Source organism: Nitrospira sp. BLG_1, from assembly GCF_047338595.1.
GTDB lineage: Bacteria > Nitrospirota > Nitrospiria > Nitrospirales > Nitrospiraceae > Nitrospira_D.
Map to the genome: position 1 here is coordinate 132,843 of NZ_JBLFBO010000008.1, position 12,454 is coordinate 145,296.

The window sequence follows — 12,454 nt, forward strand, 5'->3', positions numbered from 1 at the left end:
TTTATGAGAAAGACTATTCATGGCTCGTGAACTCAATGTGATCAATAACAGTGGAAGCGGAGATGCGTGCACCTACATGTGGGCCTGCGCCATCTGTGATGAAACTGAACAATGTCAAAAGGATAAGGAAGGGCATAGCCGCTGGCTGGTGGCCAAGCGGATGGAGCGGATTGAGTACAAGGTACTCATCATGAGCAACAAGGGTGGTGTGGGGAAGAGTACCTGTACCACAAATATCGCGGTGAGTTTGGCTCTCAAGGGATGGCATGTCGGCATCTGCGATATGGACATCCATGGTCCCAATATTCCCAAGATGGTCGGGGCCGAAGGACAGAAGCTCAAGATCAGCACCTCTGGCGGGATTATTCCCTTCCAGGCGTATAATTTGAAGATTGCCTCCATGTCGTTTCTGTTGCAGAACTCAGACGATCCCATTATCTGGCGAGATGCCTATAAGTATGAATTCATCAATCAGCTCCTGGGCGGAGTCGATTGGCAAGATCTGAATTTTCTCCTGATCGATCTTCCTCCGGGGACCGGCAACGAATCAGTCACCACCATCGATTTGCTCGGCCAGGTCAGCGGCGCCGTCATCGTCACGACTCCTCAGGAAGTGGCGCTGCTCGATTCGCGCAAGTCAGTGACGTTTTGTAGGGATAGTGAAGTGCCCATCATCGGCATCGTGGAAAACATGAGCGGGCTTGAGTGTCCACATTGCCATACGCAGATCGATGTGTTTCGAAAGGGCGGTGGGGAAGCTTCTGCGAGCGACATGGGGGTTCCGTTCCTCGGGCGAATTCCGCTCGATCCGGACGTGGTTACGCAATCGGATGCCGGAGAACCTTTCGCGCTTTTCAACTCTGATACCCCTACGGCGGAGGCTTACCACCAGATTGCCAATCAGGTCGAAGGGTTCTGTAAGAAAGGGGCATCGCTCCTGAAAGTGGGAAAGCCGACCGCCGGGCCACTGAGAGGAATCAGTCAGTGAAAGCCGCCGATGCCATGAACGGATTGACCCAACTTCATGAGGCGCAACGGATTGTGTTGGATGCGACGCCGGTGTTGGGAGTTGAAAAAGTCTCGATTTTGGATGTCTTGGGTCGTGTGCTGGGCGAAAACATCGTTGCGGAGCGAGACAATCCTCCGTGGGACAATTCAGCCATGGATGGGTTTGCGGTGAGATGGGAAGATATCAAGCAGGAGCATGCCATCCAGAAGCCGGTGACTCTCTCGATTATCGAAGATGTTCCCGCTGGGACGATGCCGACAAAGACGGTCGGCCCTGGTGAGGCGATCCGGATCATGACCGGTGCGCCGATGCCCCGAGGAGCGGATACGGTGCTCAAGGTCGAAGACACCGAACCCACACCGACGTCCGTACGTGTGTTGAAGCCTGAACCGAAGGGTGCCAATATCAGACCGCAAGGTGAGGACGTCAAAAAAGGCGACTGCATGATCGCACAGGGGACGAGAATTCGCCCCGGTGAAGCGGGGATGCTCGCGATTCTTGCCAAATCCTTGGTATTCGCTTATCAGCGACCTCGCGTGGCGATCCTGTCGACCGGTGATGAATTGGCCGATTTGGATGAACGGTTCAGTGATGAGAAGATCATTAACTCGAATAGTTATGGGATTGCCGCGGCTGTCCAGGAAGCCGGAGGGGTTCCGCTCTTGCTCGGTATTGCCCGCGACACACCGGCCGCCCTCAAGGAAAAGATTTCGCAGGGGTTGAATGCCGATATCCTGGTTCTGTCCGGCGGGGTGTCGATGGGTGATTATGACTTCACCAAAGCGGTCTTCCGTGAGCTCGGGGCCGAGATGAATTTTTGGAAACTTGCCATCAGACCTGGGCAACCCTTGGCATTTGGTTTGATCAAGGGCAAGTTGGCTTTTGGCCTCCCTGGCAATCCCGTGTCCTCCATGGTGACGTTCGAGCAGCTCGTGCGACCGGCGCTGCAGAAGATGAGCGGCTGTCGGAGCTACGGACGACCGGTACTACAGGCTATCTTTCAGGAGACTTTTTCCAAACGCAGGGATCGGCGGCATTTCTTGCGCGGGATCCTGACACGAGAAGAGGGTGTCTTCAAGGTTCGAACGACTGGTGACCAGGGATCCGGTATTCTGACCTCAATGGTCAAAGCCAACTGTCTCATTGATGTGCCGATTGAAATCGAGCGGCTGAATCCTGGCGACGAGGTCACGGTCCAACTATTGAGCGGGGAATCTTGGCCGACCACCATCGAGCGTCCACACTCCGGTGGACAACGCCTCTCCTGTTGTTAGAGAAACAAGGAGTCACTAGTCACTGGAGTAGAGAGTTTCGTCGTTGCCAATGACGAGTGACCGATGACCAATCACTATATGTCCATTCCGATCGTGTCTTTTATTGGTCGCTCGAATAGCGGGAAGACCACGTTAATTGAGCGTGTCATCCCCGAACTCGTGAAGGCCGGCTACCGCGTGGCGACCGTCAAACATGCAGGCCACGGGTTCGATCTCGACACGGAGGGTAAGGATAGTTGGCGTCATAAGCGCGCCGGTGCCAGCAGTGTGATCGTCGTGTCGAAGGGAAGCCTGGCGCTTTTTGCCGATGTATCCGAACAGCTCAAGGTCGAAGAGGTCCGAGACCGCTTCTTGGATCGCTCGTATGATCTCATCATCGCAGAGGGATGGAAGAGTGAGGGCTATCCTAAGATCATCGTGGTGCGCGATCAGTTGGGCGAAATTTCCTATTCGTCCGATGGTCTTCTCGCGGTGGTCTCCGACAAACCGATTAATCAGCCGGTACCTGTGCTGCATCTGGACGATATCGCCGGTGTGGCTGCGCTCTTGATTCGGCAGTTTCCGCTTCGGCGCCGGGAGCATGAGCTGGACGTCTAGGACCACGATTGCATTGGCCGTCATGGTCGGAGCAGTCGCTCTGGCGGGGATTGCGATTCCCTTGACCGATCACCCCGAGTTCTGTGCCGGATGCCACACCATTGCCCCTTCCTACAAGAGCTGGGCAAAGTCCTCCCATAAAGATGTCGGTTGTGTTGCGTGCCATGTGCGGCCCGGTTTTCATGGTTGGTTGATCGACAAGGTTTGGGCTGGTGCGAGAGATGTTGCTATCACCCTCGTGGGAACTCCAACGGAGGCGCACAATCTGAAAGCGACGGTGGATTCTGGAGTCTGTCTGAGTTGTCATCGACACATCCTTCGGGTCTCGGAAATTGCCTCCCGTGATCTTCCGCTACCGGTCAAGGAGGTAGGGCTGGTCGTGAGTCATCGTCGGCATATGGAGGCCTTCATGGTTCGTGGGCAGGGGGAAGGCTGCACGACCTGCCATGCCGGTGTCGTGCATGATGAACCGATCAAGGGCTACCCTATCGTGATTCCTCGTGGCCATGTGTCTGCCGACAGTAAGCCCTGGTATCCATCCCATCCTGAAGGATCGGCCCTTCGCACCAGAGCCCTCAACGACTGTTTTCGCTGCCATGATGGAAAGGCTCAGTATGGAGCCACGGTGTTGGACAGACAGTGTGAGACGTGCCATCTTTCAGACAGGATCAGCGGCGCCTTGTTGTTCAATTGACTGTACTGACGTGATGAGTTTAATGGTGAATCCTGTTTTGAAGGTCTCACAATTGACGAAGCGCTTCAGCGATTTTACGGCGGTGGATGGCGTGTCGTTCGAGATGCGTCCTGGAGAAATCCTTGGATTGTTGGGACCCAATGGAGCCGGTAAGACGACCACGATTCAGATGTTACTGGGATTAGTCACACCGACCTCGGGATCCATCGAGGTATTCGGCCTGGATCTGTCCACTCACCGGGAGGAGATTCTGCAGCAAGTCAACTTTTCGTCCACCTACATTTCGATGCCGCAAGCGCTGACGGTCGAGGAGAATCTCTGGGTGGTGGCGAGGTTATATGGACTATCCGACATCGCACAGCGGATCGACAAGGTGGTCAGAAAGCTGGAGATGGAAGAGTTTCGACGGAAAGTGACCCGGAAGTTGTCATCCGGGCAGATGACCAGGCTGGCGTTGGCCAAGGCCATTCTCACGGAGCCACGCATCCTCTTTCTTGACGAACCGACCGCAAGTTTAGATCCCGATGTGGCGTACAAGATCAGGGCTTTGTTAAAAGATGAGCAGCGATCGTCAGGCCTGAGCATTCTGTACACGTCTCATAATATGCGGGAGATGGAGGAAATGTCAGACCGCATTGTGTTTCTCCAGCGTGGACGGCTGGTGGCTGAGGGAACGGCGCAGGCGATCGTGGATCGGTTCGGGCAGACGGATCTCGAGGAGGTTTTTCTGAAGTTGGCACGGGAATCAACGGCTTCTTTGTCATCATGATACATCCGTTCCTCGAGTTCGTCCTCGGGTTTGTCATGGGGGGATTGGTCGTTAGCGCGGCCTGGGGATTGTTTTGGTTAGGGGTGAGTCTGATAGGCCGAGGCCGAGGGACCTGCGGGTGGCCGGTTGTGTTGAAAAGCATGGCCGCAGGAGTGGTTCCTCTCTCATTGGTGGGAGTGCTTCTCTGGTGGCTGGGAGGAACGGTGAGCATGACACTGGTGTTCGGAGCTGGTCTCATAGGTATGCCGACGGTGCTATTCGGGCTCTGGATGCGACGGATGCCTGATGGACGACGGGCAGGGACACATATGATTGCGGGAGTCAGACAGTTGATGGCGGAGCTTCTCGGGATGCAGCAGGGATGCGGCGGCTGCCACCATGAGCACAAGCATGAGACGTGCGGATGAAACTTCATCGTGTCGCGGCGCTGATCTTCAGGCATCTGTATCTCTATCGGAGAAGTTTGCCGCGGATCATGGAGATTTTCTACTGGCCGTTTCTCGATCTCGTGATTTGGGGATTCATCACGTTGTACCTTGCACGGTACCAGCCACAGCTTCCCGGGTTCGTGACCTTCTTCTTGGGGGCGCTCATCCTCTGGGACATCCTGTTCCGTGCGCAGCAGGGGATTACGATCACATTTCTCGAAGAGCTTTGGGCGCGCAATCTCATGAATTTGTTTGCGAGCCCGCTGAAGCCGAGCGAATTTCTTGTGGCGACGATGGCGATGAGCATCATGAAGGTCACGGCGGTTTCGATCGTCATGGCGGCCTGCGCCCTTGTTTTTTATTCGTATAACGTACTGATGATCGGTTTGTGGCTCGGTCCCTTCGTATTGAACCTTGTTGTGACCGGGTGGATCATCGGCGTGTTTACCACATCGCTCATTATGCGATTTGGGCAGGAAGCAGAGGTCCTGGCCTGGAGCATGGTCTTCCTGTTTCAGCCCATCTCCTGCGTCTTCTATCCGCTGGAGGTCTTGCCGGCCTGGCTTCAGGGAATCGCGTGGGTGAACCCGGCTGCACATATTTTTGAGGGGATGCGGGCTGTGCTCACGACGGGACAGGCTCCCCTTGGCGATCTGGCCTGGGCGGTTGGGCTCAACGGGGTCCTGGTGATTGGTGTGGTCGGCTGGTTTTACCGAACAATGGCTTACTGTAAAGATCGAGGGCTTCTGGTTCGAGTTGGGGAGTAAGGTTGTAATCGGCAAAGCGCTATGCTACTGTAGCTCTGACTCGTATCGCCCTGGGCCTCGCGATACCGAGTGACTATCAGAGAAGGCCCACAATGTCGATGTTGCCTTGTCCGGGAATCTTGTCGGAAGTCAGACCTAAGTCGCTGCATCGATCGCGTCTTCGGCCCGCTCCTTCCCCGTTCCTCGTGCTCAAGACAATGTCATTATCCTAAAGGAGGAACCCCAATGGGTTCGAAGATCTATGTCGGTGGGTTGCCCTACTCGGCGACCGAGCAGCAATTGAGTGACTTATTCGCAGCGCATGGTGCAGTCGCCTCTGCGCGCATCATTACGGATAAGTTCACCGGGCAATCCCGGGGATTCGGCTTCGTGGAAATGTCGTCGGATGCCGAAGCTCAAGCTGCCATCACGGCACTCAACGGGTCAGAAATGGGTGGCCGGACTCTTACAGTCAATGAAGCACGTCCCCAGGAACCGCGGACCGGTGGTGGCGGTGGTGGGCGTGGTGGATTCGGTGGAGGCGGCGGTCGCAGTGGAGGCGGTGGAAAGCGTGATCGCTGGTAAGTAATCGGTTCCAGACATTGGACGGAGGGGCTGCCATACATGATGGCAGCCCCTCTTTTTATTTGAGTGAAGGGATACGCGTACTGCATTGCGGGGTTCCAATGACGGCCAGGGCACGTGTGGGATCATGAATGGAATGTCATCAACGTCAACGTCTGACGACATCAACACATTTTCATTTCAGAGGAGTCCGGTATTGGTCGTTGAAAACTTCTGGTCCGCCGAAGAGCGACAGTTTTTTCGCGACCGGATGACTCAAGCGGCCTGGAAAAGTCTCTCTGATCTTCCCAATGTGCGAGAAGACTTTCCCCAATCGGGAAACTGGGCGAAAGCAGAAATCGGTCCTCCGGAAGGGCAACGGTTGTTATCGCGGGTTCAGTTTCCGTTCATCCAAGACTACATCGAGTCCTTTTCCGGTATCATCGGACGGCATCTGGGATTCAGCTACTATTCCTACTCGGCTGGCGATTGCCTCCTCACTCATGATGATACGGATCAGGGCCGGCCGATCGCTGGGCGTCGGACTCTGCAACGCAGGATCGCTCTGGTCACCTATTTTCATGAGGAATGGCAGCCGGATTGGGGAGGAGAATTGATCATCTATGCGACGCGAACAGGGGAGCACACTGCCAAGCCTGACCTTGTTCCCACACATTGTATCGAGCCGCGTCCGGGATCGTTGGTGATGTTTACCGTCCCTCGATTCCATCGAGTGTGTCGAGTAGATGCCACGGCTGGGCAGCATCGGCGCTTATCGATTGCGGGATGGTTTATGACGGAACATGACTAGCAGCGTAACAGGCGGAGACTAAGATTCAGTCGGAGAGAGTTCGATGCGCGTTGTTAAATTTGAACCTCGGCCTTCCCCTTAGCCTGGGCCGGGTCTAACCAAACCATTCGGCATCATTTGCAGCACGGGCAGGTTGTTCCACTCCAAGGGGCGTTGCCGGTTGGGCGAGTACGTTTTTTACCAGCGCGAGCAGACGATCACGTTCGAACGGCTTCGCCAGAAATGGGAGCGTTCCTCGTTTGATCCCGTGCCCCGCAAGCTCTTTATCGGGATTCCCTGACATAAGAATGATGCGAAGTGCGCTCCGAATTCTGGTCGCTCGCACGGCTAGTTCAAGGCCATTGACGTGCGGGAATTGATTCGAAGCAGAGGCAATTTGAAATCCCGGAGGAGGCAACACCAGGTCTGTCAGAAGAAGATCGATCGATCCCGTGTGTTGCGTACAGATCTTTAGCGCTTCCGAGCTGCCGTCGGTCCCCAGAACAGCATATCCGGCTTCTTCTAGAAACGCCTTGCAAAGGTTTACGATCGGAAGATCGTCGTCAACAATGAGAATCGTCGGTGGTTGTGCTTGTCCAGCCGTCATGTGCGTCCTCTACGGTCTCAGGCCATCATAGTCCCGTCCATGCGATAGGGCGAGAGAAACCGATGTTTTAGCTTGGACTAGCACATTGGGAGAGGCCAAGATTTAATCTGGTGAGTATCCGCTTTAAACGAGGCCATCAGGGAGGGGACGACACAGGTCATTCGCGACTAGTCCGATTCTTGAGCGCATCTAGTCTGATCTTATCGAGACTGATATGTACTGATTTCTCTTGGGTGACGATCACTGCGCCAGGGGCCTGTCCTTTAGCTTTCTTCACCCACTTCCTTCTGGTGTAGATGACATCGCCCTTACCGCTTTTTTTCAGATCGCTATAGAGCAGGGCCAGGGTTGCTGCATCACGAAGCGTTTCCAATGGAGGATCTGTCCCTTTCTCTAAACGAACGACGACGTGTGATCCGGGCGTTCCACGAGCATGCAGCCAGAGGTCGTCGCTCTTGGCCAGACCGAACGTGAGTTCATCGTTCTCGCGAGCATTGCGTCCGACGAAGATCGGGAGCCCGTCAGTCGAGGTAAATCGACGAAACGGTCCTCGTTGCTGAGCAATGGCACGAGCCGTTGGACTGGTGGCGACACGTAGCCGGGGAGAAGGTGTTGCCGGTGGAGTCCAGGTCCCTTGCTCAATTTCGTGAAGCTCCTGGCGCAGCCGCGCGAGACCGAGCTCGGCTTGTTCAATTCGAGGTGTGAGTTCACGTTGAGCGGCCAGATGTTTGCGATGCTTTCGAAAGTAGTCGTTCATATTGCCCTGGGGTGATTTCATAGGGTCGAGCGGAATCGTCATTGTGGGGAGTTGGTCATCGAAGTAGTCGGTCACCTCGATCTGATCAGTTCCCTTCGCGATGGACCCAAGATTGGCTTTGATCAATTCTCCATACCGGGCATAGTCGCGGTAGGTGGCTGCTTTTGCAAGGTCGCTCCGCCAGGCTTCGATCAACCGTAGCTCTTTCTTCAGGGTTTTCTTAAGAATGCGTAGACGTTCTGTCTTGAGCCGGTCGCCGGCCCGTCCGGATTCCCGTTCACGGTAATAGGTATCGATGGCGTCTGAAACAGGATGTCTGCCTCCAACGCACCCAGTGAAGCGGCTAGGTGCCGGTTTCTGTGAGGCATCACCCTGACCTGGTGGTTCATAGGCTTGCCCGACATTCGTGCATTGGCGAGTGCAATCTCGCAGGATTCGTCGTTCGACATCGAGGACCAAGATATTGGCCTTGGGTCCGGTCAATTCACACATGATCACACGAGGTCCGTCCCTGCTGGTCATCTGCAGCTCGACAAGGCGGTCGTTCTCGATCTGATGGATGTCGTCGAGCCTGGCCCCCTGGAAGTGGGCCCGGAGAAACTGGCAGAAGGGGGGTGGCGTCGGTGGGTTGAGATGGGAACCAGTGGTGAGATGGAGCCGGGCGTTGTTCGGGTCACAGGAGATCAGTAGCCGATGGGTCTCACCCGGCATCCGAATGTCAAGCACGATCGTGTGAGCGTGTGGTTGATGGATCTTTTGTGTCCAGCCGCCACGTAGGGCTGGAGCAATTTCTGCAAGAACCAGTGCCAGATCCGTCCTGTTCAGTATCATGAGAGGTTGTTTCTATTCCCCAGCAGGGCTGGACCGTTGTCGATGTTTCGCTATGCTGAGTAGTAGGCTACATGTTAAAGCGTGCTGGGGAGGAATATCCAGGGACGACGATGGTTTGCCGGTTTCTGCAGAAAAGAGACAAGGGTAGGTTGCTCAGCTTCGCCCTTGCACCCACTTTCCTGCTGCGCTAGAGTCCTGCTTACATTGTTCGTTATCGTCTCGCTATGCACCTGTTCGATCCGCAGCCTCTCATCACATTACAGCATGAATTTCGTCTCTCGATGCGTCGACTGTATGCTGATCTGTGTCGGGAACTGCACGCTGACTGCGTTGATCTGTCGAGAGAGTTGAAGCTTCCAACCAGTTTCTTTGACCGTCTCCGCTCAGAGCTCCCACTGGAGTGCTATTCTAGATGGAAAGTTGTCGGTTGGATTGAGACCTTGAATGATCTCGTCTATCTTCTTGATGTGTATCGGCAACTGATAAGAGAGCAGGATCGGAGCGCGTTTGCAGCACAGTTTTTTGATGAATGCCGGGAGAAGTTTTTTGAGCATGGCTACATGGACGATCTATTCCCAAGTGGCCGTCCGCAGGTACGTGGTCTGGAGAAGCGAGTGTTGGCATTATGTCGACGACTGACGCAGGAGTTGACTGAGGAGTCGCTCTGGTTCGACCCATCTGGGACGGTGCAGTGGCTCTGCCAGCGGAAACTGACGCAGTGGGAGGTTTCAGGAAGTCTCTCTGACAATTTTGAGCGTGGCGAACAAGCTGGGACGCTTTCCGTTGATCTGACTGGGGCGTGGTGTCAGGCGCCAGATGAGGTGCGGCGGGCGGTCCGTCAATCAGCAGGTCGAGTGGTCGTTCGGGTGGAACCGGCTCGTATCTCGCTCAAGATCGGCAAGACTGTCTCGCCGGTGTGGTCACGTGGCGGCGGGCAGGGACAATGGCACTGGGCCTATGTTCCATCGGTCGTCGCCATTCAACGCCAGGGTGTCCCAGTCACGGTCGGCCCCATGCTGGTTTACGGAAACGACCGTCAGCCCAAAACTGTGAAGCCCACTGATACGAGACAGATCGATCGAATCACGCGTGCTTGGGAAACAATTCAATTGGCGTGGCCGGAGGGATACGATCTCTTAATGTTGCTCACCGACCGCATTGTTCCGCTTCAGGCGAAGGGTGTCGTCAGTTTCAGTTATCGCCACCGGCCAGGGCTGTCATTTATCAATTGTTTTGATCGTGGCAATCTCGACCTGATTGATGATCTCATTCATGAGAACAGCCATCACCATCTCAATCTGCTCTTGCGAAAGCATGTCATGTATCGCGACGATCATAACCAACAGATCTTCTATTCGCCATGGCGACGAAGCCTCCGTCCGCTGCGGGGCATTCTCCATGCAACCTTTACCTTTACCATGGGAGCGCTCTTGTTCGAGCGGCTTTCATCATGGGGAGTCGGCCGTCATGGAGGATCAGCATGGAAACGGGCGGGGCTGACCATGCGAGATTTACAGCGAGCTCGATTCCGCTGCCTGGAAGAACTGGCGTCGGTTCGCTACTCGCTGCAAGATTTGCACTATGCCGATCACCATCTTGGATGGCTGACGGGTTCAGGTCGGCGCGTAGTTGAACAGCTCACCGACGTGATTGATCGTGTCGAGCGAAATAGCAAGCGTATGGCGCGTGACATCGACCGTTCTCCGTTTGGACCTGCCTTGCGGAAACATCTCAAGGAACTGCAGAGAGCCCGCCATGCCTTTGGGCCGATGCGTGTCACTCCAGTCACATCGTAGAAGGTGTTCTATTTCTTGACGGGTGGTTCAATCGGAGTAGACTCGGTCGCAAGAGGTGAGAGCTATGCGCGGCCGGAAGAATAGACAGCATGGCAGTCTTCCACAGGTTGCTCTACTTGGGTGCCTCTGTAGCCTGACAATGATTGTCGGAGCGACTGCTGCAGGTGCGGCCACAATCGAGAACTCTAAGTCCATCAAGATTGAGAAGTTGCTGACGCTGATCCGGGTTTCAGAACTTGAGTCGGAGTACGAAACGCTCACACAAAAGTATGTTACTGAGTATGAGCAACAAATCAGAAAGTCCATCGCAGCCAGCTACCCCAATGTATCAGGTGATACGAAGAAGGAAATCGAACGGCTGCTCGATGCGTTCTTGAAAGACATCAGGCAGTCGATGGGGAGAGTGGAAACCCTCCACGATCATCTTAAGCAGGCCTATTCGAGAAACTTTGGCGAAGAGGAACTGGATCGCCTGATTGCGCACTATTCCTCTCCGGTCGGTGAAAAAGATGCGGGGATGAAGAAAAGCGCGGCCATCGAATACAACACGATGTGGACCGCTCAATTCATGAATCAATACAAGGCCCGCGTTGAAAAGTTGTTACAGGTGGTTGCCCTGGTTGCGCGGGGGAAGGCGAAACAGGGGGCGTAGCGGCACGATCTCACTCCGACCTCCCATCCACTCTTGACGTATGTTGTTCTCTGACGAACTTCGGCAAAGAGGTTGATGAAACCGGACCGGTGTGGCCCGTCTCTTGATCGTCTAGAGGGAAGAGGTACAGTGGAACCGAAGCGTAAGCGAATGATCAATGGGGTAATCTTCACCAGCGCCGTTGCCTTCTGTGTTGGCCTGGCCGATATGGGACAGGCCCGATCCACGTCAGATCTGTCATCTCCGTACGTCGTTTCGTGGAATCGAACTCTCCCAACGGAGATGCGGTTCATCGTGTTGGCAAACTTCACCAGCGAGGCAGTCTTGGATCAAGACACGGGTCTGCTCTGGGAGCGGTCTCCTGCGACAGCACGCACTGATTGGAAGGCGGCTCGGTCGTATTGTCTGAATAAGGCGATTGGTGGTCAGAGAGGGTGGCGGTTACCCTCGATAGTAGAACTGACCAGCCTGCTTGACCCATCTGTCCAAGATTCTGATGCGATGCTTCCAGTCGGGCATCCGTTTCTCAACAACCCGTCGGGGTTCTATTGGTCGGGCTCGATGGATGGGGAATCCTCAAAGGCCTGGCATCTTCATTTGAGCAATGGCCATGTCCATATGGCCAGTAAAGCCTCTGCGTTCAAAGTCTGGTGTGTGCGAGGAGAAGGTGGAGCGGATCAGTAGCAGCACGCCGTGTGTTCTTGCCTCCCAGAACCTCCGTAAACGCTAGTCGAGATCAGTGAAACCTGCCAGTCAGCCACTTCATTCATGCTTTCATCAGTGTTCGGCTAGTCTATCAAAGCATCTCAGTCAGCCAGGCAAACCTACGAACCAAGGCGGGTCGTTGAAGCGCAATCATCTTTATGACGTGGATTTCCCTCTCCCCGCACTATTCTCCGTAAATATCCGACAGTCGCTCCTCCTGTGCTAATGGCGCTGA

General features: G+C 54.9%; 14 protein-coding genes. 12 read left to right on the plus strand and 2 right to left on the minus strand.

The window, feature by feature from the left end:
- Positions 1-19: 19 nt before the first annotated feature.
- The 9 genes from ACMTNU_RS09990 (at position 20) to ACMTNU_RS10030 (ending at position 6,892) form a co-directional block, all read left to right on the plus strand.
- On the plus strand, positions 20-988 hold the full coding sequence (locus tag ACMTNU_RS09990) for an Mrp/NBP35 family ATP-binding protein (protein WP_413935097.1): 969 nt from the start codon (positions 20-22) through the stop codon (positions 986-988).
- A complete protein-coding gene (gene glp / locus ACMTNU_RS09995) occupies positions 985-2,283 on the plus strand; it encodes a gephyrin-like molybdotransferase Glp (RefSeq protein WP_413935098.1) in 1,299 nt (432 codons plus the stop codon). The genes ACMTNU_RS09990 and glp overlap by 4 nt, the downstream gene beginning before the upstream one ends.
- A gap of 63 nt (positions 2,284-2,346) precedes the next feature.
- Positions 2,347-2,880, plus strand: coding sequence for a molybdopterin-guanine dinucleotide biosynthesis protein B (gene mobB / locus ACMTNU_RS10000; protein WP_413935099.1), 534 nt, complete (start codon positions 2,347-2,349; stop codon positions 2,878-2,880).
- Entirely contained in the window at positions 2,864-3,574 is a 711-nt protein-coding gene (locus ACMTNU_RS10005) for a NapC/NirT family cytochrome c (protein WP_413935100.1), read from the plus strand. Before mobB ends, ACMTNU_RS10005 begins: the two co-directional genes overlap by 17 nt.
- Positions 3,575-3,596: 22 nt before the next feature.
- Complete coding sequence (locus ACMTNU_RS10010) at positions 3,597-4,343, plus strand: ABC transporter ATP-binding protein (protein WP_413935101.1); 747 nt, start codon at positions 3,597-3,599, stop codon at positions 4,341-4,343.
- The gene (locus ACMTNU_RS10015) at positions 4,340-4,750 is read left to right on the plus strand and encodes a hypothetical protein (RefSeq protein ID WP_413935102.1); all 411 of its coding nucleotides are present in this window, start codon (positions 4,340-4,342) and stop codon (positions 4,748-4,750) included. The genes ACMTNU_RS10010 and ACMTNU_RS10015 overlap by 4 nt, the downstream gene beginning before the upstream one ends.
- Positions 4,747-5,538, plus strand: a complete 792-nt coding sequence (locus tag ACMTNU_RS10020) for an ABC transporter permease (RefSeq protein ID WP_413935103.1) — start codon at positions 4,747-4,749, stop codon at positions 5,536-5,538. The genes ACMTNU_RS10015 and ACMTNU_RS10020 overlap by 4 nt, the downstream gene beginning before the upstream one ends.
- Before the next feature lie 225 nt (positions 5,539-5,763).
- Entirely contained in the window at positions 5,764-6,102 is a 339-nt protein-coding gene (locus tag ACMTNU_RS10025; RefSeq protein ID WP_413935104.1) for an RNA recognition motif domain-containing protein, read from the plus strand.
- Positions 6,103-6,238: 136 nt separating this feature from the next.
- Positions 6,239-6,892 carry a 2OG-Fe(II) oxygenase gene (locus ACMTNU_RS10030; protein WP_413935105.1) on the plus strand — a complete coding sequence of 218 codons (654 nt, stop codon included), beginning with the start codon at positions 6,239-6,241 and terminating at the stop codon, positions 6,890-6,892.
- A 94-nt stretch (positions 6,893-6,986) separates the two neighbouring features.
- Here the strand turns inward: ACMTNU_RS10030 and ACMTNU_RS10035 are convergent, their stop codons facing one another.
- The gene (locus ACMTNU_RS10035) at positions 6,987-7,478 is read right to left on the minus strand and encodes a response regulator (RefSeq protein WP_413935106.1); all 492 of its coding nucleotides are present in this window, start codon (positions 7,476-7,478) and stop codon (positions 6,987-6,989) included.
- A 157-nt stretch (positions 7,479-7,635) separates the two neighbouring features.
- Positions 7,636-9,066 carry an NFACT family protein gene (locus ACMTNU_RS10040; protein WP_413935107.1) on the minus strand — a complete coding sequence of 477 codons (1,431 nt, stop codon included), beginning with the start codon at positions 9,064-9,066 and terminating at the stop codon, positions 7,636-7,638.
- Between the two features lie 440 nt (positions 9,067-9,506).
- On the opposite strand from ACMTNU_RS10040, the gene ACMTNU_RS10045 reads away from it, so the two are divergent.
- The 3 genes from ACMTNU_RS10045 to ACMTNU_RS10055 all read left to right on the plus strand — a co-directional run bounded on the left by ACMTNU_RS10045 (position 9,507) and on the right by ACMTNU_RS10055 (position 12,198).
- On the plus strand, positions 9,507-10,862 hold the full coding sequence (locus ACMTNU_RS10045; RefSeq protein WP_413935108.1) for an aKG-HExxH-type peptide beta-hydroxylase: 1,356 nt from the start codon (positions 9,507-9,509) through the stop codon (positions 10,860-10,862).
- Between the two features lie 64 nt (positions 10,863-10,926).
- Positions 10,927-11,514 (plus strand): DUF2059 domain-containing protein, encoded by a 588-nt coding sequence (locus ACMTNU_RS10050; protein ID WP_413935109.1) that lies wholly within the window; start codon positions 10,927-10,929, stop codon positions 11,512-11,514.
- 129 nt (positions 11,515-11,643) lie between these two features.
- Positions 11,644-12,198: a DUF1566 domain-containing protein gene (locus tag ACMTNU_RS10055; RefSeq protein WP_413935110.1), complete on the plus strand. Its 555-nt coding sequence runs from the start codon at positions 11,644-11,646 to the stop codon at positions 12,196-12,198.
- Positions 12,199-12,454 lie beyond the last annotated feature (256 nt).

Coding starts and splice junctions, on each gene's coding strand:
- ACMTNU_RS09990 (WP_413935097.1), top strand. CDS start 20: ATGGCTCGTGAACTCAATGTGATCAATAACAGTGGAAGCGGAGATGCG.
- mobB (WP_413935099.1), top strand. CDS start 2,347: ATGACCAATCACTATATGTCCATTCCGATCGTGTCTTTTATTGGTCGC.
- ACMTNU_RS10005 (WP_413935100.1), top strand. CDS start 2,864: ATGAGCTGGACGTCTAGGACCACGATTGCATTGGCCGTCATGGTCGGA.
- ACMTNU_RS10010 (WP_413935101.1), top strand. CDS start 3,597: ATGGTGAATCCTGTTTTGAAGGTCTCACAATTGACGAAGCGCTTCAGC.
- ACMTNU_RS10015 (WP_413935102.1), top strand. CDS start 4,340: ATGATACATCCGTTCCTCGAGTTCGTCCTCGGGTTTGTCATGGGGGGA.
- ACMTNU_RS10020 (WP_413935103.1), top strand. CDS start 4,747: ATGAAACTTCATCGTGTCGCGGCGCTGATCTTCAGGCATCTGTATCTC.
- ACMTNU_RS10025 (WP_413935104.1), top strand. CDS start 5,764: ATGGGTTCGAAGATCTATGTCGGTGGGTTGCCCTACTCGGCGACCGAG.
- ACMTNU_RS10030 (WP_413935105.1), top strand. CDS start 6,239: ATGTCATCAACGTCAACGTCTGACGACATCAACACATTTTCATTTCAG.
- ACMTNU_RS10035 (WP_413935106.1), bottom strand. CDS start 7,478: ATGACGGCTGGACAAGCACAACCACCGACGATTCTCATTGTTGACGAC.
- ACMTNU_RS10040 (WP_413935107.1), bottom strand. CDS start 9,066: ATGATACTGAACAGGACGGATCTGGCACTGGTTCTTGCAGAAATTGCT.
- ACMTNU_RS10050 (WP_413935109.1), top strand. CDS start 10,927: ATGCGCGGCCGGAAGAATAGACAGCATGGCAGTCTTCCACAGGTTGCT.